General features: G+C 44.7%; 26 protein-coding genes and 2 tRNA genes. 13 read left to right on the forward strand and 15 right to left on the reverse strand.

What is annotated here, in order from left to right:
• Positions 1-283 precede the first annotated feature (283 nt).
• Positions 284-1570 carry an NAD(P)/FAD-dependent oxidoreductase gene (locus tag N746_RS0100955; protein ID WP_029933492.1) on the reverse strand — a complete coding sequence of 429 codons (1287 nt, stop codon included), beginning with the start codon at positions 1568-1570 and terminating at the stop codon, positions 284-286.
• Between the two features lie 551 nt (positions 1571-2121).
• Between N746_RS0100955 and moaA the strand changes: the two genes are divergently transcribed.
• The 5 genes from moaA to moaC all read left to right on the forward strand — a co-directional run bounded on the left by moaA (position 2122) and on the right by moaC (position 5662).
• Entirely contained in the window at positions 2122-3117 is a 996-nt protein-coding gene (gene moaA / locus N746_RS0100960) for a GTP 3',8-cyclase MoaA (protein WP_029933493.1), read from the forward strand.
• Between the two features lie 11 nt (positions 3118-3128).
• Complete coding sequence (moaD, locus tag N746_RS0100965; protein ID WP_245603311.1) at positions 3129-3383, forward strand: molybdopterin converting factor subunit 1; 255 nt, start codon at positions 3129-3131, stop codon at positions 3381-3383.
• A gap of 3 nt (positions 3384-3386) precedes the next feature.
• Positions 3387-3848, forward strand: coding sequence for a molybdopterin synthase catalytic subunit MoaE (gene moaE, locus N746_RS0100970; RefSeq protein ID WP_029933495.1), 462 nt, complete (start codon positions 3387-3389; stop codon positions 3846-3848).
• A 92-nt stretch (positions 3849-3940) separates the two neighbouring features.
• On the forward strand, positions 3941-5134 hold the full coding sequence (locus tag N746_RS0100975) for a molybdopterin molybdotransferase MoeA (RefSeq protein ID WP_029933496.1): 1194 nt from the start codon (positions 3941-3943) through the stop codon (positions 5132-5134).
• 48 nt (positions 5135-5182) lie between these two features.
• Positions 5183-5662, forward strand: a complete 480-nt coding sequence (moaC, locus tag N746_RS0100980) for a cyclic pyranopterin monophosphate synthase MoaC (protein ID WP_029933497.1) — start codon at positions 5183-5185, stop codon at positions 5660-5662.
• 60 nt (positions 5663-5722) lie between these two features.
• Here the strand turns inward: moaC and N746_RS0100985 are convergent, their stop codons facing one another.
• The 4 genes from N746_RS0100985 to N746_RS0101000 all read right to left on the reverse strand — a co-directional run bounded on the left by N746_RS0100985 (position 5723) and on the right by N746_RS0101000 (position 9346).
• Entirely contained in the window at positions 5723-5929 is a 207-nt protein-coding gene (locus N746_RS0100985; protein WP_029933498.1) for a YgaP family membrane protein, read from the reverse strand.
• An 81-nt stretch (positions 5930-6010) separates the two neighbouring features.
• Entirely contained in the window at positions 6011-6574 is a 564-nt protein-coding gene (locus N746_RS0100990) for a cupredoxin domain-containing protein (protein ID WP_029933499.1), read from the reverse strand.
• A gap of 54 nt (positions 6575-6628) precedes the next feature.
• The gene (locus N746_RS0100995; RefSeq protein ID WP_051678431.1) at positions 6629-7465 is read right to left on the reverse strand and encodes a copper resistance protein B; all 837 of its coding nucleotides are present in this window, start codon (positions 7463-7465) and stop codon (positions 6629-6631) included.
• A gap of 60 nt (positions 7466-7525) precedes the next feature.
• Positions 7526-9346, reverse strand: coding sequence for a copper resistance system multicopper oxidase (locus N746_RS0101000; protein ID WP_029933501.1), 1821 nt, complete (start codon positions 9344-9346; stop codon positions 7526-7528).
• Between the two features lie 155 nt (positions 9347-9501).
• Between N746_RS0101000 and N746_RS0101005 the strand changes: the two genes are divergently transcribed.
• Both N746_RS0101005 and N746_RS0101010 read left to right on the forward strand, forming a co-directional pair.
• Positions 9502-10179 (forward strand): heavy metal response regulator transcription factor, encoded by a 678-nt coding sequence (locus N746_RS0101005; RefSeq protein ID WP_029933502.1) that lies wholly within the window; start codon positions 9502-9504, stop codon positions 10177-10179.
• Entirely contained in the window at positions 10176-11537 is a 1362-nt protein-coding gene (locus tag N746_RS0101010) for a heavy metal sensor histidine kinase (protein WP_038125810.1), read from the forward strand. Before N746_RS0101005 ends, N746_RS0101010 begins: the two co-directional genes overlap by 4 nt.
• Positions 11538-11605: 68 nt before the next feature.
• On the opposite strand, the gene N746_RS0101015 is transcribed toward N746_RS0101010, so the two are convergent.
• The 4 genes from N746_RS0101015 to luxS form a co-directional block, all read right to left on the reverse strand.
• The gene (locus N746_RS0101015; protein ID WP_029933504.1) at positions 11606-12040 is read right to left on the reverse strand and encodes a flagellar export chaperone FliS; all 435 of its coding nucleotides are present in this window, start codon (positions 12038-12040) and stop codon (positions 11606-11608) included.
• A gap of 99 nt (positions 12041-12139) precedes the next feature.
• A complete protein-coding gene (purT, locus tag N746_RS0101020; RefSeq protein ID WP_029933505.1) occupies positions 12140-13321 on the reverse strand; it encodes a formate-dependent phosphoribosylglycinamide formyltransferase in 1182 nt (393 codons plus the stop codon).
• 9 nt (positions 13322-13330) lie between these two features.
• Complete coding sequence (gene mtnN, locus N746_RS0101025) at positions 13331-14026, reverse strand: 5'-methylthioadenosine/S-adenosylhomocysteine nucleosidase (RefSeq protein WP_029933506.1); 696 nt, start codon at positions 14024-14026, stop codon at positions 13331-13333.
• On the reverse strand, positions 14023-14544 hold the full coding sequence (gene luxS / locus N746_RS0101030) for an S-ribosylhomocysteine lyase (protein WP_029933507.1): 522 nt from the start codon (positions 14542-14544) through the stop codon (positions 14023-14025). Before luxS ends, mtnN begins: the two co-directional genes overlap by 4 nt.
• Before the next feature lie 202 nt (positions 14545-14746).
• On the opposite strand from luxS, the gene N746_RS0101035 reads away from it, so the two are divergent.
• On the forward strand, positions 14747-15583 hold the full coding sequence (locus N746_RS0101035) for a hypothetical protein (protein WP_029933508.1): 837 nt from the start codon (positions 14747-14749) through the stop codon (positions 15581-15583).
• Between the two features lie 75 nt (positions 15584-15658).
• Here N746_RS0101035 and N746_RS0101040 read toward each other — a convergent pair.
• Together N746_RS0101040 and N746_RS0101045 are read right to left on the reverse strand one after the other, a co-directional pair.
• Positions 15659-15743: transfer RNA gene (locus tag N746_RS0101040), tRNA-Leu, on the reverse strand.
• Between the two features lie 49 nt (positions 15744-15792).
• Positions 15793-15868, reverse strand: a tRNA-Phe gene (locus tag N746_RS0101045).
• A gap of 290 nt (positions 15869-16158) precedes the next feature.
• Between N746_RS0101045 and N746_RS0101050 the strand changes: the two genes are divergently transcribed.
• The gene (locus tag N746_RS0101050; RefSeq protein WP_029933509.1) at positions 16159-17277 is read left to right on the forward strand and encodes an MBL fold metallo-hydrolase; all 1119 of its coding nucleotides are present in this window, start codon (positions 16159-16161) and stop codon (positions 17275-17277) included.
• 44 nt (positions 17278-17321) lie between these two features.
• On the opposite strand, the gene N746_RS0101055 is transcribed toward N746_RS0101050, so the two are convergent.
• The 4 genes from N746_RS0101055 to N746_RS0101070 form a co-directional block, all read right to left on the reverse strand.
• Positions 17322-17822, reverse strand: a complete 501-nt coding sequence (locus N746_RS0101055) for a CIA30 family protein (RefSeq protein ID WP_029933510.1) — start codon at positions 17820-17822, stop codon at positions 17322-17324.
• A gap of 295 nt (positions 17823-18117) precedes the next feature.
• Positions 18118-18402: a ferritin family protein gene (locus N746_RS0101060; protein WP_029933511.1), complete on the reverse strand. Its 285-nt coding sequence runs from the start codon at positions 18400-18402 to the stop codon at positions 18118-18120.
• Positions 18403-18544: 142 nt separating this feature from the next.
• Positions 18545-19009 carry a sll1863 family stress response protein gene (locus N746_RS0101065; protein WP_038125814.1) on the reverse strand — a complete coding sequence of 155 codons (465 nt, stop codon included), beginning with the start codon at positions 19007-19009 and terminating at the stop codon, positions 18545-18547.
• A gap of 51 nt (positions 19010-19060) precedes the next feature.
• A complete protein-coding gene (locus tag N746_RS0101070; protein ID WP_029933513.1) occupies positions 19061-19348 on the reverse strand; it encodes a sll1863 family stress response protein in 288 nt (95 codons plus the stop codon).
• 659 nt (positions 19349-20007) lie between these two features.
• On the opposite strand from N746_RS0101070, the gene N746_RS0101075 reads away from it, so the two are divergent.
• The 4 genes from N746_RS0101075 (at position 20008) to N746_RS0101090 (ending at position 25240) form a co-directional block, all read left to right on the forward strand.
• Positions 20008-21111 (forward strand): alkene reductase, encoded by a 1104-nt coding sequence (locus N746_RS0101075; protein ID WP_029933514.1) that lies wholly within the window; start codon positions 20008-20010, stop codon positions 21109-21111.
• A 150-nt stretch (positions 21112-21261) separates the two neighbouring features.
• The gene (locus N746_RS0101080; RefSeq protein ID WP_029933515.1) at positions 21262-21789 is read left to right on the forward strand and encodes an outer membrane protein; all 528 of its coding nucleotides are present in this window, start codon (positions 21262-21264) and stop codon (positions 21787-21789) included.
• Positions 21790-21900: 111 nt separating this feature from the next.
• A complete protein-coding gene (gene ovoA, locus N746_RS0101085) occupies positions 21901-24045 on the forward strand; it encodes a 5-histidylcysteine sulfoxide synthase (protein ID WP_029933516.1) in 2145 nt (714 codons plus the stop codon).
• Positions 24046-24055: 10 nt separating this feature from the next.
• Complete coding sequence (locus N746_RS0101090; protein ID WP_029933517.1) at positions 24056-25240, forward strand: MalY/PatB family protein; 1185 nt, start codon at positions 24056-24058, stop codon at positions 25238-25240.
• The last annotated feature ends 46 nt before the right edge of the window (positions 25241-25286 follow it).

A 25286-nucleotide genomic window follows, 5' to 3' on the forward strand; every position in this document is an offset into this window, starting at 1 on the left:
TATATTAGTTTATAACGGGCATCTAAAGTAGCCAATCTATGCTTTAACTAGTTTATTCAAGTGTGGATAGTATGTGCCGAGGTTGAGCCTTAATTGGCTCAAAATTACAGAAATCGTGAAGAAAATAATCGAGAGACCAAATAAAAAACCGGCTGTGTAAAACAAGCCGGTCATTTGCTTAAAGTGACACTCGAACTAATAAATGCCTGTTGCTTATAACTTAGTTGAAGTGATCAGTAATTCGAAAACTCAAATAACGGCATCTAAAAAGTTAGGAGCGCTATTAATCAGATTTTAGGCGCTTCGCCCCAATGAGCTTTAATATCCATTTTTGATAGAGTGGCTCTGGGTTGCCTTTTTTCATATTGCGGATAAAGTATTTTTCAAATGCGACCTTCGCAAGATGTACCCACTTGCCTTGTCTAGCCCAAGTTACATTTCGAGGTGGAATTTGTGGCAGAGCCACCATCGCAATGCCGGTATCTCCAAAGTCGGCTAAACATATCGTATTCCAGGTGGCTTTGGCTTCAATAGGCTTTTGCTTGAGTTCAGCGTCAATATTATCGGCAATCGCGGTTACCATGGTCTCGATCATCAAGCCGGTTTTGGGTGCACCACAAGGTACTGGGGTTGCTTCGACAGGGGGAATCGCAATACCGACACCCAAGGCATAGATATTAGGGTAACTTGGGTTACGGTTGTACTCATCAACTTTTACAAAACCCCTTGGGTTAACCAATTTCTCATCGGCTCCTTGGAGCATTTTTGTACCTTTAAAAGCCGGTAATAACATAGAATAATTGAACGGGAGCTGGTGTTGTTTGATCACTTGGCCATTATCATTATGTTCATCGACATGAATGGTATTTGCTTCAACTTTGACCACTTTAGCGTTACAAATCCAATTAATGTGTCTTTGACGCATTTCCGATTCCATAAATCCTTTCGAGTCACCGACACCACCAAGACCTAAGTGACCAATATAGGGTTCAGCCGTGACAAATGTCATCGGAACCTGATCTCGAATTTTACGGTTGCGTAAGTCCTTATCCATAATCATGGCGTATTCATAAGCTGGTCCAAAGCAAGATGCACCTTGTACCGCGCCTACAACAATCGGGCCGGGAGCTTTGCAAAAGTCCTGCCAACTCTGGAAGGCCTCTTCAGCATGATCTGTCGTGCAAACCGATGAGGTAAACCCGCCTAAATGACGTGGCCCTAGCCCTTCAACTTCTTCAAAGGCCAAATGAGGGCCGGTAGCCAAGATTAAATAATCATATTTCAGCTCATCACCGTTGGTTAACGTAAGCGTATTTGCTTCAGGCTGTAATGCCGATACGGCTTGATGGATAAATTCAATCTTCTTTTTTTTAAGTGCTGGAGCCAATGGAAACGAAATATCTTTGCGTGTTCGCCAGCCAACCCCAACCCAAGGGTTAGAAGGTACAAAAGTAAACTCAGCCTGGGTGTTAATAACCTGTATTTCATGGTGTTTACCGAGCTTGTTTTTAAGCTCGTATGCCATCGGTAAGCCGCCGGTACTGGCGCCAACAATAATAATTTTAGCCATGATTCAATCCTTTAATAAGAATATTAAATTGAGGGTAAAGTATTGCCTAAAACAGAAATTTGATCCAAACCCAGCCTGGTGGGCGGCCTGAAGCGATACTGCTAAAAAGGCACCGAGTAATGACGCCAAAGTTAATTAAACTGACAGAATTTTCCAAAATGGGATGCTTGAATCGTGTTTAAGTTAAAGACAAAAATCCCAAAATGGTCAGTTCAGTCCGCAGTTGGTTGTAACGGATAATTTAACCCCCAAATACTAAATACCGAAGTAACCAACCAATATTCACCAATGGCGAGAAATACTTTATTTGAGTATAGCTAAAAATACCAAGTCGTTACTAGAGGGCTTTGTTATATGTTCCACCGGGCCTGGTAATTTGTTGATACAAAACATGTTTGTATGTAATAGACAAAAAGTTAAATAGAAATTGCATATTAAAGAAGCTAGTTTTCTAGCCAACGGTTAGAAACCGTTTGCGCAATCTTTTTTTTTGCATTAGAATCAGTGACCGTTATAGCCAACTGAACCCAACGGTTAAAAAAGCCCAAATTATGAAAGAATTAATCGATCCATTCCAGCGCAAAATTGAATACCTTCGGGTATCCGTCACCGACAAGTGTAACTATCGGTGTGGTTATTGTATGCCGGAGCAAGGCGTACACCCAGAAGGCAACCATACCGAATATTTATCGTTTGATGAGCTTACTCGTATTATTAAAGCGTTTAGTGAGCTGGGCGTCAAAAAGGTACGCTTAACCGGTGGTGAACCGCTGGTACGTAAGGGACTTGCCGGCTTTGCGGCTGATTTAAAGGCTCTACCAGGAATTGAAGATATTGCATTATCAAGTAACGCGCATCATTTAGATAAGCACGCAGAGGCGTTAGCCAAAAGTATTAATCGCGTGAATGTGTCGATTGATTCCTTAAACCCGAATAAGTTTGAACACATTACCCGTGGTGGTAATTTAGAAAAAGTTATGGCGGGCATTGATGCGGCGCTGGCGCATGGCATGAAGCCAGTTAAGCTGAATATGGTGGTGATGAAAGGCACTAATGATGACGAAATTGAGGCGATGGTGGACTTTGGTATTCAAAAAGGCGTTGAAGTGCGCTTTATCGAAACCATGCCGATTGGCCCCGCTGGTGTCAGCATGATGGATCAACACTATGCGGCCGAAAAGATTTTGAAGCGTGTGCGTGAGCATGTTGGCACTGATTTGATTCCATCCAGCGGTCGCTCGCACGATGGACCAGCACGAAACTATTTAATAGCCGGTACTGATGCCAAAATTGGCGTGATTTCGGCGGTTTCGCAGCATTTTTGTGAAACCTGTAATCGGGTACGTTTAACCGCACGCGGATTCTTAGCCTTGTGTTTAGGACAAGAGGACGGAGTCGACTTACGTTCGCCGTTGCGCTCTGGTGTCAGTGATGAAGAACTACGTCAAATTATTATTGATGCGATTGCGCTAAAACCAGAGCGTCATTTTTTCAATGAGAATGTACATAATATCGAATTTAGACAAATGGTGTCGTTAGGTGGTTAAGGAAGGAAGGAATGAATATGGTTAATATCTTATATTTTGCGAGCTTTAGAGAAGTGTTTGGCCAAGCGCAAGAACAAATTCCAGCGCAGTTTGCCAATGTGGGTGAGCTTATTCATAAACTGGCCGAACGTGGTGAACACTGGCGCGAAATTTTGTTAGAAAACGCACAGGTACAAATCGCGGTTAATCACGATATCGCCAACCGCGAAACGCCGATTAAAGCTGGTGACGAAGTTGCGTTTTTCCCACCGGTTACTGGGGGTTAGAGCATGCATAACCCATTTGTGCGTGTTCAAGTTGAAGACTTTGACTTAAGTACCGAAGTAAATTGGTTGCGTGAAAACCATACCGATGTCGGTGCGGTGGTCGCATTTGTCGGCACAGTTCGTGATATCAATGAAGGCGATGACGTGCAGCAGTTAGAGCTGGAGCACTATCCCGGCATGACCGAAAAAGCACTCGAAAATATTCGTCAAGAAGCGCATAAACGCTGGCATTTAGAATCCAGTTTGATTATTCACCGGATCGGCAAAATGCAGCCGAAAGATCAAATTGTACTGGTCGCGGTTGCGAGCCGACATAGAGAAAATGCGTTTGAAGCCAGTCACTATATTATGGATTATCTAAAAACCAACGCGCCCTTCTGGAAAAAAGAATGGACGCCTGAAGGCGAACGTTGGGTGGATGCCCGCCTAAGCGACGAGCAAGCGATGCAACGCTGGTTGGCTTAAACCGCCAACAAACCCAAGCGGCTTAAACCGCTTTAAAACTTATTGAATCTGTCATTTCCCCGTTTTGCGGGGATTTTTTTGTGGGAAAGCTTATGAAAACTGTTGATGAAGCCATCGCCTATTTACTGGCGCAAGTCCAAACCAAACCCAAAATTGAAAGTCGGCCTTTAAGTCAAGCATTGGGTTGTGTATTGGCGCAGTCAGTGGTGTCACCGGTCAATGTGCCACCCCATGATAACTCGATGATGGATGGCTATGCGGTACGCGCCGAAGACATACAACCAGGCCTGGTGCTTCCGATTAGTCAACGTATTCCGGCAGGCACACATCCTGAGCCCCTAGCCCCTGGTAGTGTGGCGCGTATTTTTACCGGCGCCCCGATTCCAGCCGGCGCTAATGCGGTGGTAATGCAAGAGCAGGCAGAAGTATCAGATACGGGAGTGCAGTTTGAAGCGTCGGTTCAAGTCGGCCAAAACATTCGACAATGCGGCGAAGATATTGCACAAAACGCAAGTATTCTAGAACCTGGCCAACGCTTGCGTCCGCAGGATTTAGCCCTGATTGCCTCGGTTGGCCAAGCGCAAGTAGCGGTTTATAAACCGCTTAAACTGGTGACTTTTAGCACGGGCGACGAACTATTAGAACCGGGTACAGCACCCGAGCCGGGCAAAATTTACAACTCCAACCACACCAATTTAATGGCGCTGGTGATGCAGTTAGGTTTTGATTGGATTGACCTTGGTCAGGTAGCCGACAGTTTGGACGCAACCAAAGCCGCCTTAGCTAAAGCAGCGGAGCTCGGCGATGTGATTATCACCACTGGCGGTGTGTCGGTGGGGGAAGAAGATCATCTTAAGCCAGCGGTAGAAAGTTTAGGTAAGCTTGATATGTGGCAGGTCAAAATGAAACCTGGCAAACCCCTGGCGTTTGGTGAAGTATCGGGCAAACCTTTCCTAGGATTACCGGGCAACCCGGTTTCCGCTTTCACCACCTTTAATTTATTCGCACGGCCTTTTTTAATGCGCTTGCAAGGCCAAACCCAAGTTAAGCCGCAATCGGTTTGGGTACAGGCTGGTTTTGATTGGTTAAAGCCGGGTTTCCGACGTGAATTTGTGCGTGCGCGTTTGCATAATCAGGCTGCCCAGACTTGGGCAGAAATCTACCCACAGCAAGGGTCGGGTGTATTGACCTCAACGGTTTGGGCCGCAGGACTGGTGGTGATTCCAGAAGACAGCGTGGTCCACAAAGGCGACTGGGTCGAATATATTTCATTTAACGAATTCTAGTGTTGTGACTTCGTGTCTCAGTGGTAAAAAATAAAAAAGGAAAATAACATGGCGGAACTCACGCATTTAGACGAAAAAGGCCAAGCGCGCATGGTTGATGTCAGCGATAAGCAACATACGGAGCGCGAAGCACGAGCAATGGCGGTGATCCGTATGCTTCCGGAAACCTTAACCATGATTGCTGAAGGCAAACATAAAAAAGGTGATGTGTTAGCGACCGCTCGCATTGCTGGCATTATGGCGGCCAAACGTACACCGGATTTAATCCCGATGTGTCATCCACTCATGCTCACTTCGGTTAAAGTTGAACTGGCGCCGAACTTTGACGATTCAAGTGTTGAAATTTTAGCGGTGTGCAAATTGGTGGGTCAAACTGGAGTGGAAATGGAAGCTTTAACAGCTGCAAGTGTAGCCGCATTAACCTTATACGATATGTGCAAAGCCGTTGATAAAGGGATGGTGATTGATCAATTGCAGTTGTTAGAAAAGAAAGGCGGAAAAAGCGGGCATTGGACGCGTAGCGAATAAGTCACCAGGCCTGGTACTAGGCCTGTGATCCCACACCTAGCACCAGGCCTGGTTGTTCGCTTACTTCAGTTTGCCAGGTTTACCAGTTTGGCAGCTTGAAAGCCCAAATGGGGCGTAAACAGGGCAGAAACGAAACGCCCCTGTTAAAAGTGGAATCACGCCAATATAACCCCATAAACCGATGGTTTGGGTGGCCGCTAAAAGAATTAAAATTAAGCCTACGGCAATTCGAAGCATGCGGTCGATGCCGCCAACGTTACATTTCATGTTACTTCTCCTTAAATGGGTGAACACGCGACAAAAGGTTGCGTGTTCATTACTTTACGCCTACTGCTTCTGATATTGCAACTATTTAACTTCGATTGTACCGATCATACCCTCATCAAGGTGGCCAGGCTGTAAGCACCCAAAATAATAGGTGCCGGGTTTATCAAAGTGCCATACAACCCCGCCTCTTTGACGTGGTTTAAGACTGATCATATTGGGATCCTTGTGCGCCATATTGGGGTCTTGCTTCATCATTTGTGCATGCTTGTGCAATTCTTGTTGGCTACCAATCACAAATTCATGTTTATTTTGGCCCATATTGCGCACAAAAAAGCGTACGGTTTCACCGGCTTTTACTTCAACTCGATTTGGCATGAATTTATTCTGATCGTGCATATTAATTTGAATAGTTTGTTTCACATCCTGAGGGCGGCCTTCTCGCCCTACTTTAGTACCATGGCTCATGCCTGGGGTGTGATTGGAATGGGCGTCATGCCCCATATCTTGGTTGCTATGATTCGCATGTCCGCTATTATGGACTCCATTGTGACCCGAACCATGATCACCGTGATTTTGTGCCATGGACAAACCTGGAATAGCCGCGATGCTTAAGCCGATTAAAAAATGTCGACGTGTAATGTTCATGTTAATGCTCCTAATAAAGCTAAATAAATACTGAGGGCTGAGCCACTCAGCAGGTTAATACCAAAAACTCAAACCCACCATATAATGGGTTTCACTGGTGGCGTGACCGACTTGATTAGCCAAGTCTTTGGTTTCGCCAAATAGACCTTTCCACTCGACCCCAACATAGGGTGCAAATTCAGGTTTAATGTGATATTTCAAACGCAGTCCGGCTTTAAGTTCGGCTAAGCCTGCGCCTTCACCAAATTCGGTATCTTTGCTACTGAATAACTTGGCTTTTAGCTTAGGTTCCAGTTCAAGATCTTGCGTAAACATCATTTCGTATTTGAATTCAAGGTTGGCGGCGATGCGCCCGTCTTCATCGACAAAGGCTTTCGCACGGGTATCAATCATATAGGGGGCTAAGCCCTGTACTCCAAGCCCTAGCCACTGGCGTTCATGGTCACCGCTATCGAAGCGAACCCCAAGTAGGCTATCCCAATAGGCACCAATTGCATGTGCCCAATAGAGTTCAGAATGAGCTTCAAATTCGCCATTTTCTATTTCACCTTCACTTTGGAATTGGAGCTTATTAAAATCCTTGCCAATCCACGCCTTAAGTTCATAGGCGGTGTAGTCGGTATCATCGGTATAAACCTGCTCAAGATGGTCGACCATGAAGGCTTTATAAACATGCTGATCCATCAAATGTAAGCGCTGGAGATCGTCATCGTTGTAACGTAAATCACCACTGTATTCGAGTGGATCGCGTGCATTAGCCGGAGCCGATCCGCCTTGCATTGAGCCATGATCATGCACCATGGGTTCGGCTTCTTGCTGTGACCAGGCCTGGTGGTTTGTGAAAACCCCTATACTGAGTAAGGCACTGTAAATAAGTGTTTTTTTAAACATGCTGGTGTCCTTTTGTTTGATAACTTTGTTTTCAATCGGCGTGTCATTTGAGGTCTCCTATCAAGAGACCACCACCTCTCTAAACATGCCGGTATCCATGTGATACATAATGTGGCAATGCCATACCCAACGACCCAGCGCATCTGCTGTCACTAAAAAGGACACACGTTGAGCAGGCTGTACGCTGATGGTGTGCTTGCGCACTAAAAACTCACCATCTGGCGATTCCAGCTCGCTCCACATGCCGTGTAAGTGCATGGGGTGGGTCATCATCGTATCGTTATGTAAAATCACGCGAATGCGCTCACCAAACTGAAAAGGAATAGGTTCAGATTTACCATATTCGACCCCATCTATAGACCAAACATAGCGATGCATGTTGCCGGTTAAGTGCAACTCAATTTCACGCTCGGGTTTACGTGGATCTAGAGGACCGCCGAGTGTGCGTAAGTCGGCATAGGTTAAGACGCGACGACCGTTATTGCGCAAGCCAATCCCCGGATCATCCAAGTTGGTTCTGGGGGTGTCGACCCTCATGTCTACGCTGGCACCGTACTCATGTTTTGAATGGCGAACCTGTTGGCTGGGTTTGGCTAATGGGTTCTCGGCCATAGTGTGACCAGCATGGGCATCGTGCGCTCCATGTGCACTGTGATCGGTTTGAGTATTAGCCGCCATTTCATGAGCACTATGATCCATCGTATCGCCGCCCATATCATGACCGGCGTGGCCACCATGGGCGCCATGATTCATCGCGCCCATCATGTCTTGGGTTTCTAGCCATTGCACCGGATCCATTTCAGGCACATCCGCCGACATCCCCATTTGAGTGGCTAAGGTGCCGCGTGCGAATCCACTGCGGTCAATCGACTGGGCAAATAGGGTATAAGCCTCTTTTACAGGTGTGACTAATACATCATAGGTTTCGCCTGGACCAAAGCGGAACTCATCCACTTCAACTGGCTCTACATTTTGGCCGTCCGCTTGTACTACGGTCATTTTTAAGCCCGGAATCCGCACATCAAAAAAGCTCGCGGCCGCGCTATTGATATAACGTAAACGTACGGTTTCACCCGCTTTAAATAAGCCCGTCCAGTTGGCTTTTTGTGGGGTGCCATTGGTTAAATATTGATAGGTATAACCAGATATGTCGGCTAAATCGGTTGGCGACATACGCATTTGATTCCACATTTCGCGTTTTTGCATTGCGCCACCAAAACCAAGCTCTTTTACGTCTTTGAAAAAATCGAATACAGTGGGTTCATTACGGTTGTAGTAATGGCCTTTAATTTTGAGCTTCTCGACAATCCGGTGCGGATTTTCATCCGTCCAGTCTGACAGCATAATCACATGCTCACGATCAAACTCAATCGGTTCCGGCATGGCTGGTTCAACAATCATTGCACCGTACATGCCTTGTTGTTCTTGCATGCCGGAATGCGAGTGATACCAATAGGTACCCGACTGTTCTAGCGTAAATTCATAGGTAAAGGTTTTTCCCGGTTTAATGCCCGGAAAACTCACGCCTGGTACGCCGTCCATGTTGAATGGCAAAATAATGCCGTGCCAGTGAATCGAGGTATCTTGTTGTAAACGGTTAGTTACACGAATCGTAACGGTATCCCCTTCGCGAAAACGTAAAGTCGGTGCGGGTAACGAGCCGTTAATGGTGACGGCCATACGGTCTTTGCCACTCATATTAACCAGTGTTTCATCTACGACTAAGTCAATTTCGGTGCCTGACAAAGTGGGCGCATGGCCTAGTTGGGTGATTTTGGGATTAGCCCAAGCGCTATTAACCCAAGGCGATAAACCGACTGCGGCTGTACCAGCCATCGCGCTTCTTAATAAGTGACGTCGTGAAATTTGTGTGTGCATCATTAAACCTCTTGTTTTTAATGTCGATCGCAGTATAGGACTTGCGGCCTGTCATCAAGCTGACAGAAAGATTACAAATTTGTAATCTGCAATAATTTTTTGGGAGGTCTATAATTGAATAGTACATATTTGAATTGAACAAAGAAGCCCGCATCCATATGAAAATATTGCTCGTCGAAGATGAAGCCAAGACGGCAGATTACCTAAAACAAGGCCTAACAGAAGCCGGGTTTAACGTGAGTTTGGCCAGAGACGGTTTGGATGGATTACACCTCGCCTTAGAAGATCAATTTGACTTGGCCATACTGGATGTGATGTTACCAGGCCTGGATGGTTGGCAATTGCTGCAAGCCATACGAAAACAAGGCTGCGCTTGGCCAGTTTTATTTTTAACCGCGCGCGATCAGGTTCAAGATAGAGTAAAAGGTTTAGAGTTGGGGGCGGATGATTACCTAGTTAAACCATTTGCTTTTGCCGAGTTATTAGCACGCGTCAGAGTTTTGGCACGGCGCGGTAACACAGCCGTTCAAGATCAGTTAAGTGTGGCCGATTTGCAAATGGATTTATTAGCCCACAAGGTCACACGTCATGGGCAACGTTTAGACTTAACCCCAAAAGAGTATGCATTACTGGAGCTTTTGTTACGTCGTCAAGGTGAGGTATTGCCCCGCACCTTAATCGCTGCTCAAGTATGGGATATGAACTTTGATAGCGATACCAATGTGGTTGAGGTTGCGATAAAGCGTTTGCGATCCAAAGTCGATGAAGGCTTCGAACCCAAACTCATTCATACCGTACGTGGCATGGGCTACTTATTAGAGGATCAGACCCAATGAAAACTTCACTTACTAGTCGCTTAGTCTGGTTTTTTTCGATTATTACTTTGGTGGTTTTAATCAGTTTAGGTGCCGTGCTTAGTCAAGCCGTCGATCACCATTTTCAAGAAATGGATTTAAGCGAACTTCAACTTAAACATCAACAAATTCAATATCAACTAGAACGGACCGAAACTGACTCAGATCCCGTGCTGCTAACGGGGGAGTTGGATTATTTATTACCGCGCCAGCTAGGTTGGCAATTTATTTTATTTGACAGTAAAAATGAGCCATATTATGCCTCTAATGTCGATCTATATGATATTTCTTGGGATCAGTTAGAGGCTGGCAAATTAATCAGTATTCATTTGGGAGAACATCATTACCGAGGTTTATTTCATACCGAGAAAACCACTTCTAAATGGCAAGTTTTAGCCTTACTTAACATCGATCATCATGATCATTTTATGCAGTACTTTTTGCAAATTTTATGGGTCAGTTTGATTTTAGCGGTGTTATTGATGACGGGCCTAGGTTGGATCGTAATGAAACGCGCTTTAAAGCCCTTAAAACGTATGTCGGCATTGGCTTCAAAGGTTTCGAGCGAACATCTCGGTGAACGTATCATGTTACAAGACTTACCCGCTGAGTTGCGAGAGCTTGCTGGTGTGTTTAACGCGATGTTGGATCGACTCGAAGCCTCTTTTCAACGTCTTTCGCAATTTTCAGCCGATATTGCGCACGAGTTGCGCACACCGGTGAATACCTTGTTAACTCAATCACAGGTGGCTTTAAGTAAAGCGCGAAGTGTTGAGGAGTATCAAGATGTACTAGCCTCGAATATTGAAGAGTTTGAATGCTTAGGTCGCATGATCAGTGATATGTTGTTTTTAGCCAAAGCCGATAAAGGTACTTTAATCCCCTTGCATGAACAGGTGCATTTGGCGAGTGAAGCGCAACGTGTGATTGATTATTACCAACTATTAGCGAGTGAACAAAACATTCAAATAAAGTTAGCAGGCGATGCTGTGGTGCAAGGGGATTCGGTGATGTTAGGTCGCGCCTTAGCCAACTTAATGTCAAACGCAGTTCGCTATGCGGATCCGGGATCAGAGATTGATGTCACTTTAAGTCAGGTTGATCATCATGCGATTATTGAAGTCACCAATGAAGGGGTCGAAATTCCGTTAGAGCATCGTTCGCATTTATTTGATCGGTTTTATCGGGTTGAGTCGGCGCGATCAAATGATGGTGGGGTAGGTTTAGGTTTAGCGATCACACGCTCAATTGTTGAGGCGCATGGCGGTGAGATTGAACTTGCCAATGAAACTCATAAAACCTGCTTTAGAGTTTCGTTACCACTGAGTGCAAAGTCTTAAACAAAAAACCCCCAAGCGGCAAATTCTTGCCGCTTGGGGGTTTGCAATACCAGTTGAATAAAAGCGGTTTATTGACCCGCTTCCATTTCACCTGTGGTTTTTAGCATTTCGTACCAAGCATCACGCAACTCCGTCATGACTTCAACGGCGCTGTCTAGCTGAGTTGTATCCGCTTCATACACCGCATCTTGCACGCACTGATCGGCATAGCGATATAAGGCTTCTAAGTCAAAGGCCAAAGGCGTTTCTTGACTTAGGTACAAGCGATCACGCAACGCATCAATAATGGTGGTCATGCGACCAAGGTGAAAGCCTTTTTCCACTAACGAATTGGCATCGTGGCAAACCTTGGCTAAAGTGCCTTTATCTACTGCACCTTGAAGCAAAAGTAATACAGTTTTACGCGGATTATCCGCTAAAACCTGTTCTACTTCCGGATCACGCGTGTATTCTTGCAGCATCGCCTGATCAGTCGATTCTGTATATACGCTTGAGTTAATCATATTATTCCCCTGTGTGTTACCCCCTAAGGGGTTGTATTTTTTATAAAAAACACAGAGGTTTAAGCACTAACTATGCCAAACACCAGGCCTGGTGCTGGATTAAAATTGCACTTGCACAGCGTTGGCCGCACGCGTGGCTTGCTCGATCGCTTGCTCTAAGGTTTGTGCGCGCGCTAACGCCACGCCCATGCGGCGACGGCCATTGATTTCAGGCTTGCCAAATAAACGCAGTTGGGTATCTGGTTCTGCGAGCGCTTGATCTAAGTTTGCAAACGCGGTTTGGCTGGATTGGCCTTCGGGTAAAATCACACACGAAGCCGATGGACCGTGTTGGCTAATGTTGGGAATCGGTAAACCTAGAATGGCTCGCACATGTAAAGCAAACTCCGACAAATCTTGTGAAATTAAAGTCACCAAGCCGGTGTCGTGTGGGCGTGGGGAGACTTCACTGAAGATAACCTCATCGCCTTTAACAAAGAGCTCGACGCCAAATAACCCCCAGCCGCCTAATTCGCTGGTTACTTTTTCAGCCATCTGTTCGGCTTTGGCCAGTGCGCTTGCTGACATCGCATGTGGTTGCCAAGATTGACGGTAATCTCCATCAATTTGGATGTGCCCGATAGGTGCGCAAAACGAGGCACCATTTTTATGTTGAATTGTGAGCAGAGTAATTTCGTAGTCAAAATCAACAAAGCCCTCAACGATCACCTTGCCTTTACCGGCGCGGCCACCTTCTTGCGCATATAACCAGGCCTGGTGCACTTGATCTTGGGTTTTAATCACGCTTTGGCCTTTGCCTGAAGAACTCATAATCGGCTTGACCACACAAGGCATACCAATTTTGGCGATGGCTTGGATAAACTCGTCTTCAGTTTGTGCAAATTCGTAGGCTGATGTTTGTAAGCCCAAAGTTTCAGCGGCTAAGCGGCGAATGCCTTCACGGTTCATGGTCAATTGGGTCGCGCGAGCGCTGGGCACGACATGGAAACCTTCTGACTCCAATTCGGCTAAGGTATCTGTCGCAATGGCCTCGATTTCCGGCACGATATAGTGAGGTTTTTCCTGCTCAACGAGGGCACGTAAAGCTTGGCCATCCAACATATTGATCACGTGATGGCGGTCTGCGACCTGCATGGCGGGCGCGTTGGCATAACGATCTACCGCTATTACCTCTACACCCAAGCGTTGTAATTCAATCACCACTTCTTTACCCAACTCACCGGCTCCACAGAGCATCACGCGAGTGGCGGTGGCCGAAAACGGCGTGCCAATTCGACTCATGTTTATTCCTTAATCAAACTGTTTAATCATTTGTAAAATAACGCGGGTGGAATGGTCGGCGGCTTTAGCCAAAAACGCATCAAAGGCCACCACATTCTCTTTACCGGCAATATCCGATAAAGCACGGATGACCACAAATGGTACCTCAAATTGATGGCAGACCTGTGCCACCGCGGCGGCCTCCATTTCGCAGGCAATCATTTCAGGAAACTTACCGCGTGTGGTATCGACGTCTTCCACCAAGTGCATAAAACGGTCGCCACTGGCGATCAATCCATGCATATGGCTGACCTCGCCAAGGGCTTCAATGCTGGCTTTGGCTTTGTTAATCAATTCACGATCTGGCACAAAACAAGCGGGCAACCCCGGCACTTGACCATGCACATAACCAAACGGTGTGACATCGACATCGTGATGACAAACCGAATTACTAATCACAATGTCGCCGACTTCTAAATCGGTATGAAAACCACCAGCTGAGCCAGTATTAATAATGGCACGTGGGTTAAAATGGTTAATTAACAAAGTCGTGCTCATCGCAGCATTGACTTTGCCTATACCGGAGCGTAATAAAACCACATCGCGTCCAGATAGTTGGCCGCTATAAAACTCAAAGCCTGCGAGTGTTTGGGTTTTAAGGTTTTGGATTTGTTCGCGCAGAAGAATGACTTCTTCTTCCATCGCGCCAATAATGCCGATGGTCATACAGCGTTGCCTAGCTCACGCAATTTATCTTCACTTAATAGCAGGTCTTCATTACGCATTACACCAATTTCTTTTTTTAAGATGCCCTGTGCGATTTGTTTGGCTTCATCTAATGAATGCATATTGCAAGTACCGCACTGATAAACGTTCAGTTCTGGAATATCTTCCTCTTTTTCGACTTTCAGCACATCTTGCATGGCTTTTTTCCAGGCTTCGCCCACGCGCTTTTCGTCTGGCGTACCAATCAAGCTCATGTAAAACCCAGTGCGACAGCCCATTGGTGATACATCAATAATTTCAACGCCGTCGCCATTTAGGTGTTCACGGATTAAGCCAGCAAATAAATGCTCTAGAGTATGAATACCGCGTTCGCCCATAATTTCTTTGTTTGGGTGGCAAAAACGCAAATCAAATACCGTGATAGTATCGCCCTTTGGGGTGGTCATGGTCTTAGCCACGCGCACCGCTGGTGCGGGCATAATGGTGTGATCTACGCGAAAACTGTCTAATAAAGGCATGGCCAACTCCTAGGTTCTAAAAATAAAATTTGTTACGAGTTGTTCATTTTAACAAAAACTACGATCTTTCGTTGAACAAAGCCGAATGCGTATTAACCTAATTAAAGTCGATTTATCAAAGCATTAAACGCACTTTGGCCGTTATAATAACAGTAATAATTTAATGGAATTAACCACCAGGCCTGGTGATAAGGATCAAATCATGACACGCTTCGCAAAGACTTTAAACAGTGTGATTTTAGTCAGCATTGCCTGGCTACCAGGCCTGGTGCAGGCCAGCAACGAGCCACCACGCCATGCGCTCGACATTATCCAAATGTTTTTGCAAAATCCAGACGATGCAGCGGGTTTATTTGATGGCGCCGTGACCGCAAATATGCGGATACCTCCCAAATATATAGGCGTTAAGTTTTATGATCTACGTACTGGTCGAGAAATGGATCGCCAAGAAATACGAGAAGAACTGGGTGCGGTTCGACAAGATGGGGCTTACGAATTGATCCGCATTGCTATGCAATTGATTCCAGCCAGTTATGAACTCAGTGAAGAAACTCTGCAGGACTTGATGGATGCGGCCTTTCTGGCAAGTATGCGTATGCCCCCCAAATACATTAGCATCGAATATTATGACACTCGGCTGGGCGCAAGTGGCAAAGGCGGTGGCGTATCCGGTCGGACACCCGTAGATATTCATCATCCCGAAACTGAGTCAGAGCTCGATCTAGATGAGGAGAACTCTTCGCCCATTGATGAAAGCTTTGAAGGCTTAAAAGCCAAATACCAAAGTTTAAAACTCGAGCTTAATCACCCTAAAAACCAAGTCGCTTTACCGATCTACGCTTATGGTAAAACTCAACAAGCGCTTAAAACCAACTTAATTTTTGTCATAGAAGATGTCACTAATGCGCTGGATATCGAGTTTGTAGATTATGGAAAGCGTGAGTTCGAGCAGAGTGGAGGCTATCAGGTTATGTACGGTGTGGGTTACTTTAGCGGCGAGCCGGAGGTATTAGAGCAATTAAAACAGGCTCTTTGGTAGAGAGAAGTAGATAGTAAATCATAAAAAGAAAAAGCCCCGAAAAGCGTGGGGGGACGCTAATCAGGGCTTTTTAGATGGTGCGAGCGGAGAGACTCGAACTCTCACACCTTACGGCACCAGAACCTAAATCTGGCGTGTCTACCAATTTCACCACGCTCGCAATACGGTACGAGAAAACCTTACTAGACAAATAAGACTTTCTCTATATATGGTGGCTGCACCTGGAATCGAACCAGGGACACACGGATTTTCAATCCGTTGCTCTACCAACTGAGCTATGCAGCCATTCTTTAAGTCGGCGTATTATAGATAGGGGCTTGTCGACTGTCAAACACTATTTTAAAAGATTGGTGAAATTTGCGCAGGCTGAGGTTGTGCCAAATTTGCCCAAAGTATTTTGCCAAACAACGTCCTTTATATGATCTGGAATGTAGAGCTATTTATATAACGTACAGCAACTCAGATTATAAGCTTTGTTTAAAATCTAATTTAAATATAACCATACTTTTTTCATCTTAATGAGACAGAAAATGCGATAGTTTGCAACTATGTTTTTAAGGCAAAAAGGAATAAGCATGAAGTTAAATAAAAACCGCATTATTAGTCTGGTATTGGCTGGCGCGGGGTTGTCAGTATCAATGCAGACTACCGCGAATTCTTATGAAGACAGCTGGTCAAAACCGATTAAACAACACGCCACACAGGTTAATGATGCCGCGCTTAGTCAATCTCTTAACCATTATGCGAATGAATATGAGAAGTTGGTTAAACAGCATGGTTATATCGGTAAAAAGCTGAGTATTCCAGACATTGAAATTGCAGGAGATGGCGTATTTTTTGTGAAGGGTGCGCTGATGTGGGGCACGCTTGAAAATCACGGTTTGAACAACAATATTACGGCGGTAGAGCTGGATTCTGGCGTATTTATTTACAATACCGGCTCTAACCCGGCGGTGGCTTATAGTTTCCATCAAGCTTTAAAAAAACACACCCATAAACCCATTGTTTGGCTGGCGGCGGAAAACTATCAATCGCACGCCAATCTAGGTGGCAGTTATTGGCATGCTCAAGGGGTAAAAAATATTTATTCCCAGAAAGAAGCGGCCGATTTTTGGCAGAAAAAAGGCTTTGATAATGCGATTAGGCGAGTCAATCAATACAACCCTTTTTTAGCGGAAGCCGCGCAAAATATTGGATCGCATTATAAAACTTTTGATGACAAATTGATTGTTAACAAAGGAACAGCGGATGAGTTTCATTTAATCAACTTTGGTGGCGGCCACACACCCACTATGACAGGCGCATTTATTCCATCAAAAAACATTTTATTTACCGGTGATTTAGGGTTTGTAGAACGTTTACCAGGCCTGCTGGATGATTCATCTTATTCGGAATGGATGGCATCGTTTGAAGGGATGGTGAACTATGCTAAAAAACATTCACCGGATGTGAATAAGATGTTAGTGATTCCTGGTCACGGGGGCGCCACCACACTATCGGAATTGATCGCGCAAACTTATGAGTATTTTGAAGACCTTAAAGTTACAGTCGATCACGCTTTAAGCCAAGGTTTAAGCGGTTCGGAGTTTGAAAAAGCGGTGGATATGCCTAAGTATCATCATCGTCCAATGTACAGTCAGCTTTACCTTCGTAATGCGCAAAGTGTTTATGATGAGCTAACAAAAACTAAATAAAAATTAGGCATCCAAAGCTCTGCCAAGCAGGGCTTTGTTTTTATTTAGTGCTTAAAAAGTCCAAACTCTTGCACGCACAAGTTTACCGCTCCGGGCTGTCCAATCGCTAATAGCCCAAATCGAGTCACGTACTTTAGGTTGATTGGAATGCCAGTACGATAAGGCGCAAACTGTTCGAAGCGCCAATAATCGGTGCGCCAATCAGTGGATGGAAACACATTGTTTTTATAAGATTGCCAAGGCTGGCGTAGTTCACTCGTTTTTAAATGGGCTGCCACGGCCGGTGCCGGGCCGCGCCATGTCATATAAATGCCATCATAATCGGCCAAGTTATCCACGGCCGATAAATCAAATTGCATTTGAATAAAGCCACCATTGTTTTCGAGGCTAACTTGGCCTTGAAGACAGGTTACCCAAGCTCCGTTATCTTGCTTTTGCACCACTTGTCCTTGCGAGCCGCCGCCCATCACCTGATCGGATACAAAATCCCAGGGCGTAACGGTGTCTGGTGTAAGAGGATCAACCGGGTAAAGACGATAGTGCATAATGGAGCCTAAAAATTAAAGGTTTGATAATTTGTGTGTTTTGTTTCTTAGGTGCAAGCGTAAATATTTTAATCTTGGCTAAGTTTAACTAACGGATGACCGAGTTGCAATTTAGTGATTTAAGACGTGTACTTGCACTACAAGGGTGTCAACTAGAGTTTGTTAGTAACTAAAGGTAATGCAAGCAAGGTTTACATACTCGCACCAGCATTGAAAAAAATTGATCAAACTAGCTAAAGGGAGCCTGCTCTTGATTAAAAATTAAGCGATACAAACATTTTGAATGTTAGCTTATTTAATGACCAATTTTTTTGTCAGTGAATAACCAATTTTTGAGTTCTTTATCAAAAACAGAGTCATTTCGACGGATCCATTCTAAAGCCATGGCCGCATGTTCTTTTTCTTCATCGGCATTATGCTGAAAAATATTTTGAAGTGTCTTATCTTTACTTGCTTCTATGCGCTGGTTGTAGGCGTCAACGGCTTCCAATTCTTCGATTAGTGTTAATAGTGCTCTATGCATATCTTGTGTTTTGCTGCTTATTTTTTCAAAGGGCTCGTGATAATTTATATTAGACATTTTCACTCCTTAGCTTTTTTTTTAAGTGATTAAACTAGATATCAATTGATTGTTAACTTTGAAGAGTTTAATGAAAGTTAACAACCAATTTTGTCTAAAACAGATCGTCTAGACTTAGAATATTTAAATATATCAACACAAACTATTCGTCATTTTTTTCATATTCATTTAATGCTTTATCTAGCGAGCTATTAATAGTTTTATAAGCTCTAGAGAAGCCGGTTTTTACTTCACTCCATGCGTCTGAAGAACTATGCTTAAAGCCTCCGTACCACTCGGCAAGTTCATTACGCTGTTGGCGTAATGCTTTTAAATTCGATTTGGCTTCTTTTTGAGTGGCTTGAGTCATATTTTCCCAATTGGTGTCAATACGATATTCAAGGGCTTCAATACGGCTATCAAGCTTATTCATGGCTTTTTCAGCGGTCTTTTTTGCTTCGTCCCGTTGAGAAGCCGTATATTTCCCAAGTGTACTAATGAGCTCTTGAGTCTCTTTTTTAACGTCCTGGCTTGTTACTGATTCCTTATGATTGTCAGCATAAGCCAGCTGTGAAAGACCAAAAGTCATGGCGGTTACTAATGCGATTATAAAAGTATTGTTTTGCATAACAGTCTCCTAATTTGTTTGATTGAATGTTCTCTTATTTAAGGCATCAGATTAGCCAAAACGAGAAGTGGCGGATTTGACGGCGTTACTTAGGGAATGCCATGCGCTATCCATACCAGCTTTTAAATCTTCCCAAGCATCATCGCCAGATTCTTTTAATTCAGTTAATTTACTGTTAGCGGCTTGCTGCATGGTACGTAACTCTTCAATTTCTTTGTAATAGGCTAATTGGGTTTCTGCTTCGGCTGAGTCCGCTTTTGCTTTGAGTGCATCAATCTTTGCGTTCCATTCGTCTAATTGTGCTTCTAACTTTTTCTCGTAAGCTTCTTTCATACTCATAATGGCCTCCTTAGACTTGTAATATTATTTACAAGTTATTTAGCTAATCATCTCATTATGTTTGATGATTAAATTCACCATAACATTAAAAATTTTAGAATTACAAATCAGCGGTACTTAAATTCTGGAATTGATTTCTTAAAATAAACAAGCAGAAAAATTTAATAATTTAGGTTGGATTTTTATATCTACTCCGGTTTCATAGGAAATTGTGCCTAAAATTAAATAGTTGTTTTCTCATGTATAAAAGGGTTATTGATCAAATAAGGAAAAATTATGCACCAAAATATACTTGGTTCATAACTCTAAATTTAATAGAGCCTCGTATATTGAGAATATGGTTTTATATGGGGCGTATCATCTTGTTTAGAAAACAGCCTACCAGTGGCATTCTTGTCTTAATTTGTTTATAGCCTCAGTATCAATAAGCCCTGTTATGATGATTGTATTATTCACTAAAATTAAGACTATAAAGTCAAAGCTTAGGTTTGAACTTTGGTTAAATGTTAAATATCTGAACAAGATGTGTATAATCTGTGTAACTAATTTAGGCATTTTCGCCAATTCGCCTTGAGCATCAAAGCTTGAGGGGAATTTTGGCTCGGATTCTCCAAACTGAGGTGCTCAATAGCGCCTCGTCAGACTTTTAAGGAGTTCACATGCAGCATTTATTATCACCACTTAAAATGGGTAAACAAACCTTACCAAATCGCGTTTTCATGGCCCCTCTAACTCGTTCGCGCGCCGGCCAGCCAGGTGATGTGCCACAAGCGTTAAATGCAGAGTATTACAGCCAACGTGCTACGGCTGGTTTAATTGTGACTGAGGCCACCCAAGTTTCTCGCCAAGGCCAGGGTTATGCGTTAACACCGGGCTTATATACCGACGCACAAGAGGCCGGTTGGAAAAAAGTGGTAGATGCGGTTCATGCTAAGAAAGGTCATATGTCGATGCAACTCTGGCACGTTGGGCGTATTTCACATTCTTTATTACAGGAAAATAACGCCGCACCGGTTGCGCCATCCGCGATTCAAGCATCAAATAGTCAATGTTTTGTGATTCACCCAGATGGCACGCCAGAGCAGGCCACTTGTGAGAAACCTAGAGCTTTAGAATTGTCCGAAATACCAGGCCTGGTGGATCAATATCGTCAAGCCGCCATGCGTGGCAAACGAGCAGGCTTTGATTTTTTTGAAGTGCATGCGGCCAATGGTTATTTATTGCATCAGTTTTTATCGACCAATAGTAATCAGCGCACCGATGCTTACGGCGGCAGTTTAGAGAACCGCGCACGCTTGATTTTAGAGGTTTTGGATGCGGTGATTGAGGTCGTCGGCGCGGATAAAGTGGGTGTGCGTTTATCGCCTAACTTTGTGGCGCATGACATAGCGGATGATGAGTCTGAAGCGAGCGCCCTGTATTTAGCCAAGGCGTTTAATCAGCGTGGCATAGCCTATCTGCATATTGCTGAGCCAGATTGGGCGGGCGGCGAACCTTTAACCGACGCTTTCCGTCAATCCTTGCGTGAGGCGTTTTCAGCTTGCTTGATCTGGTGTGGCAATTATACCGCCGACAGTGCAGAAGCCGCAGTTAAATCCGGTGTGGCGGATGCGATTGCATTTGGACGTAGCTACATTGCGAACCCAGACTTGGTTGAACGTTTCCGCTTGAATGCGCCTCTTAATAAGCCCGATCCATCCACTTTTTATGGTGGTGGCGCGGAAGGTTATACGGACTACCCATTTTTGCCGTCGAACACTTAAAACTGGTTAGGTTTAAAAAAAGGCGCAGTTTTGCGCCTTTTTTTGTGCCTGTAAATTTACCTTGTCAGAACACATAGTTTTGCAGGAGTCGGTAGATTTGACATAATAGATTTTAACTAGGTTAGTTATTACATTTTAGGGGTACAGAATATGCAACGCTGGCTGATTCTTAGTGGTTTGTTGGTGATTTGGTCAGGGTTGGCTTCGGCGCAAAATTTTGTGTTGCTGGGTACACAAAATATGCAACTTGAAACCAGCCAAGGAGAGGACTTTGATTTGCCGGGCTTGCGCTTAATGGCTGGACGATATGACTATCGTGGAGACATCACGCATCGAGTTTATTACAAGGGCTTGTTTATGTGGCAAAACGAGTCAGGCTTGAAACAGTCAGCCAATTTTAACGGGCTGGGTTACGATGTGATTTTAGATCAACATCGACATGTTCGGCCATACGTGGGTGCGAGCCTGGGTTATGCGCAGTATCGCTATTCGGATGCGATTGGGCGAGATTCAGATGGCGGATTAGCGGCAGGCTATCAGCTCGGTGTCGATTTTTCAGTCAACCCTTATTTAAGCGTTGACGTAGGTTATGAGCATTTAGCCACAGATTTGGCATTAGATCGCGTTCAAATCGACAGCTTCTCGGCTTTGAGTTTGATGCTGCTTCTAAAATTTTAAGATGGTTCCAAGTAAATTTTATACATTTATGTATCTAACGTGTATAGAATGTGTATAGATTGGGTTGTGAAATAAACCAACAATTAATATTAAGCTGAGTTAGGAATAAGAATGTTGAGTCGAAAGGATTTGGTCAGTCAGCCAATATATTTAGATCGGGGTGAACTAGCCGCTAAACGCACTGAAATTAAACGTTATTTAAACCTTACTTGGGAAAGCTATGAGTCCTTGTTTGATACGTTAAAAACCGAGGAGGCGTTTTACGCGCGTCCTTGTTCGTTACGTCATCCGTTGATTTTTTATTTTGGTCATACGGCCACTTTCTTTACCAATAAATTGGTGCTAGCGAAACTTTTGCCTAAGCGGATTAATCCTAAAATTGAGTCGATGTGCGCAATTGGTGTGGATGAAATGTCGTGGGATGATTTAAATGATGCGCACTACGACTGGCCAAGTGTTGGACAAGTTCGGGCTTACCGAAACCAAGTACGTGAAGCGGTGAACGATTTAATTGATCGAGTCGAATTTAGCTTGCCGATTGACTGGCAAAGTCCGATGTGGCCGATCATGATGGGGATTGAGCACGAACGTATTCATTTGGAAACGTCATCGGTATTGATTCGTCAGCTGGGTCTAGATTATGTGCAAGCCTCTGATTTATTTCCTATTTGTCCAGACCAGGGTGAAGCGCCCACACATAACCCTTTATTGCCCGTACCCGCCGGTAGCATTGAAATTGCACATCACGATCCAGCGCCACATTATGGCTGGGATAACGAGTACGGTGAGCATCACGCCCAAGTGTCTGAGTTTCAGGCCAGCCAGTACTTAGTGTCGAATCAAGAGTTCTTAGAGTTTGTCGAAGACGGCGGCTACGAACGTGCGGAGTTTTGGGATGAGGAAGGTGATCGCTGGCGTCAGTTTAGCCCGGTCAAACACCCAACCTTTTGGCTAAGCCGTTCAGAAGGCGACCACCAGGCCTGGTTCTTACGTTGTATGACCGAGGAAATTCCGATGCCTTGGAATTGGCCGGTTGAGGTCAACTATTTGGAAGCCGCCGCGTTTTGTAACTGGAAAGCCAGCCAAACCGGACGGCCGATTCGCTTGCCAAGTGAAGACGAATATTTGCGTTTGCGCGATCATACCCAAGCGCAAGATCAAACAGATAAAGCCAATCTTAATTTGCAAAAATACGCCTCCTCGGTGCCAGTCGATCAGTGTGAAATGAACGGTTTTTATGATGTGATCGGCAATGTGTGGCAGTGGACCATGACGCCGATCTATCCGTACGAAGGGTTTAAAGTGCATCCGCTCTATGATGACTTTACGACCCCAACTTTTGACAACCAACATAACTTGTTTAAAGGTGGCAGTTGGATTTCAACTGGCAATGAAATTAACGGTTCGTCTCGTTATGCGTTTCGCCGTCACTTTTTTCAACACGCGGGTTTTCGCTATATTGAATCGGATGCGCCGGTACAAACCGAATTTTCGACTTACGAAACCGATGCACTGGTCTCGCAGTATTGTGAATTTCATTATGGTGATGAAAACTTTGGTGTCGCCAACTTCGCGAAAGCCTATGCGGATTTAGCGATTGAGCTGGCGCAGTCGGATGACGATTTGTCTAAGCGGGCTTCGCTCAGCGTGTTAGAAGTCGGCTGTTCGGTCGGTCGCGCCAGTTTTGAACTCGCTAAGCATTTTGATCAAGTCACTGGCTTGGACTTTTCGGCACGCTTTATTCAGGTCGCAAATCAACTTAAGCAGACAGGTTCAGTCTTATATACCTTGCCGATCGAAGGCGAGATTATGGACTTTAAAGAGCGTAGCCTAACCGACCTCGGCTTGCAAGCTGAGGCTCACAAGTGTCAATTTTTACAACAAGACGCAAGTAATATGAAGCCGCACTTTAACGGTTACGATATGATTGTAGCAGCGAATTTAATCGACCGTTTATACGAATCGGCTAAGTTCCTAGAAGACGTAGCGGCGCGTTTAAACCCAGGTGGGATCTTGTTGATCACGTCGCCTTATTCTTGGTCGGAGCAATACACGCTGAAAGCCAATTGGCTAGGCGGTTACAAGGACAGTCAGTCGGGCGAAAATGTCACCACCTTAGAAGGTTTGCACCGTATTTTGGATTCTGACTTTAAACGCTTGCGCGACCCGTTTGATTTGGCCTTTGTGATTCGTGAAACCGCGCGCAAATATCAACACACTTTAGCGCAAGTCACGATTTGGAAGAAAACGAAATAAAGGCTAAAACATGACGGTTAATTTTAACCATTCGATTTCACGTTTAGGTACGCAGGCTGAAAAATACGAGTCACGTCAGGCGGTGTTTGGGCGAGATGATGTATTGCCGATGTGGGTGGCGGACATGGATTTGCCTACACCGCCGTTTATTATCGAAGCGCTCAAACAACGTTTAAATCATCCGATTTTAGGTTATACCCAAATGCCCGATTCGATGTTTCAAGCGATTGTGGATTGGCAGTCACAGCACGGCTATTCGATCCAAGCCGAGCAAATTCTGCTGACGCACAATGTCGCGAATGGCTTATTTTTAGCAGTACAGGCTTTCACCAGGCCTGGTGATGCGGTGTTAATTCAACCGCCGATTTACCCACCATTTTATCAAGCCGCACAATTGAATGATCGACAACTCGCATTAGCGCCATTGGTATTGGTTCAGAATCAATACCAAATTGATTTTGTCGAATTTGAGCGCCAAATAAAAAGCCAATCGGTGAGACTGTTTTTATTGTGTAATCCACACAATCCAGCCGGACGCGTGTGGTCAGGTAGCGAACTGCGCCAAATGGCCGAGATCTGCCTTAAACATGATGTGATCATGGTGTCGGATGAAATTCATTCTGACCTGGTATATGACGGCTATCATCACACGCCCTTAGCCTCGATTTCGGAAGAAGTCGCGCAGCGCACCGTTACCTTAAGCTCACCGGGTAAAACCTTTAACCTAGCCGGGTTACAAATTGGTTATGCGATTATTGCCAACCCAACACTTCGTGAGGCATTTGCACAGACTCTAGCGCGCGCCAAAATAGATGATTTGAACTTATTTGGAATGATCGCTTTAGAAGCCGCCTATTCATCCGAAGGCCGAGTCTGGAGGCGAGATCTAATGACACATTTTCAAACCAATATTGAGTGTTTACAGTTATTTTTAGCCGAGCATTTTCCACAAGTTAAACTGATTCGACCGCAAGCCTCTTATTTAGTTTGGCTGGATTTTCGCGGGCTTTTTTCAGATCATCAAGTCCTGAAAAACTGGCTGATTAATGAAGCTAAGCTTGGGTTAAATGATGGTGAATCCTATGGCGAAATGGGTTCGGGCTTTATGCGCATGAACATCGCCGCGCCTAAATCCACACTAGAGCAAGCGTTTCGTCAACTCGTGCAAGCCAAGTCTGGGCTTAAAACATTATAAGCTGCCAGCGAACCACCAGGCCTGGTGCTTCGCTGGCTGGGCTGTC

This window comes from Thiomicrospira pelophila DSM 1534 (assembly GCF_000711195.1).
Lineage (GTDB): Bacteria > Pseudomonadota > Gammaproteobacteria > Thiomicrospirales > Thiomicrospiraceae > Thiomicrospira > Thiomicrospira pelophila.

Excerpts from the sequence above, each read along its gene's own strand:
- N746_RS0100955 (WP_029933492.1), bottom strand. The coding sequence starts at position 1,570 with ATGGCTAAAATTATTATTGTTGGCGCCAGTACCGGCGGCTTACCGATG.
- moaA (WP_029933493.1), top strand. The coding sequence starts at position 2,122 with ATGAAAGAATTAATCGATCCATTCCAGCGCAAAATTGAATACCTTCGG.
- moaD (WP_245603311.1), top strand. The coding sequence starts at position 3,129 with ATGAATATGGTTAATATCTTATATTTTGCGAGCTTTAGAGAAGTGTTT.
- moaE (WP_029933495.1), top strand. The coding sequence starts at position 3,387 with ATGCATAACCCATTTGTGCGTGTTCAAGTTGAAGACTTTGACTTAAGT.
- N746_RS0100975 (WP_029933496.1), top strand. The coding sequence starts at position 3,941 with ATGAAAACTGTTGATGAAGCCATCGCCTATTTACTGGCGCAAGTCCAA.
- moaC (WP_029933497.1), top strand. The coding sequence starts at position 5,183 with ATGGCGGAACTCACGCATTTAGACGAAAAAGGCCAAGCGCGCATGGTT.
- N746_RS0100985 (WP_029933498.1), bottom strand. The coding sequence starts at position 5,929 with ATGAAATGTAACGTTGGCGGCATCGACCGCATGCTTCGAATTGCCGTA.
- N746_RS0100990 (WP_029933499.1), bottom strand. The coding sequence starts at position 6,574 with ATGAACATTACACGTCGACATTTTTTAATCGGCTTAAGCATCGCGGCT.
- N746_RS0100995 (WP_051678431.1), bottom strand. The coding sequence starts at position 7,465 with ATGTTTAAAAAAACACTTATTTACAGTGCCTTACTCAGTATAGGGGTT.
- N746_RS0101000 (WP_029933501.1), bottom strand. The coding sequence starts at position 9,346 with ATGATGCACACACAAATTTCACGACGTCACTTATTAAGAAGCGCGATG.
- N746_RS0101005 (WP_029933502.1), top strand. The coding sequence starts at position 9,502 with ATGAAAATATTGCTCGTCGAAGATGAAGCCAAGACGGCAGATTACCTA.
- N746_RS0101010 (WP_038125810.1), top strand. The coding sequence starts at position 10,176 with ATGAAAACTTCACTTACTAGTCGCTTAGTCTGGTTTTTTTCGATTATT.
- N746_RS0101015 (WP_029933504.1), bottom strand. The coding sequence starts at position 12,040 with ATGATTAACTCAAGCGTATATACAGAATCGACTGATCAGGCGATGCTG.
- purT (WP_029933505.1), bottom strand. The coding sequence starts at position 13,321 with ATGAGTCGAATTGGCACGCCGTTTTCGGCCACCGCCACTCGCGTGATG.
- mtnN (WP_029933506.1), bottom strand. The coding sequence starts at position 14,026 with ATGACCATCGGCATTATTGGCGCGATGGAAGAAGAAGTCATTCTTCTG.
- luxS (WP_029933507.1), bottom strand. The coding sequence starts at position 14,544 with ATGCCTTTATTAGACAGTTTTCGCGTAGATCACACCATTATGCCCGCA.
- N746_RS0101035 (WP_029933508.1), top strand. The coding sequence starts at position 14,747 with ATGACACGCTTCGCAAAGACTTTAAACAGTGTGATTTTAGTCAGCATT.
- N746_RS0101050 (WP_029933509.1), top strand. The coding sequence starts at position 16,159 with ATGAAGTTAAATAAAAACCGCATTATTAGTCTGGTATTGGCTGGCGCG.
- N746_RS0101055 (WP_029933510.1), bottom strand. The coding sequence starts at position 17,822 with ATGCACTATCGTCTTTACCCGGTTGATCCTCTTACACCAGACACCGTT.
- N746_RS0101060 (WP_029933511.1), bottom strand. The coding sequence starts at position 18,402 with ATGTCTAATATAAATTATCACGAGCCCTTTGAAAAAATAAGCAGCAAA.
- N746_RS0101065 (WP_038125814.1), bottom strand. The coding sequence starts at position 19,009 with ATGCAAAACAATACTTTTATAATCGCATTAGTAACCGCCATGACTTTT.
- N746_RS0101070 (WP_029933513.1), bottom strand. The coding sequence starts at position 19,348 with ATGAGTATGAAAGAAGCTTACGAGAAAAAGTTAGAAGCACAATTAGAC.
- N746_RS0101075 (WP_029933514.1), top strand. The coding sequence starts at position 20,008 with ATGCAGCATTTATTATCACCACTTAAAATGGGTAAACAAACCTTACCA.
- N746_RS0101080 (WP_029933515.1), top strand. The coding sequence starts at position 21,262 with ATGCAACGCTGGCTGATTCTTAGTGGTTTGTTGGTGATTTGGTCAGGG.
- ovoA (WP_029933516.1), top strand. The coding sequence starts at position 21,901 with ATGTTGAGTCGAAAGGATTTGGTCAGTCAGCCAATATATTTAGATCGG.
- N746_RS0101090 (WP_029933517.1), top strand. The coding sequence starts at position 24,056 with ATGACGGTTAATTTTAACCATTCGATTTCACGTTTAGGTACGCAGGCT.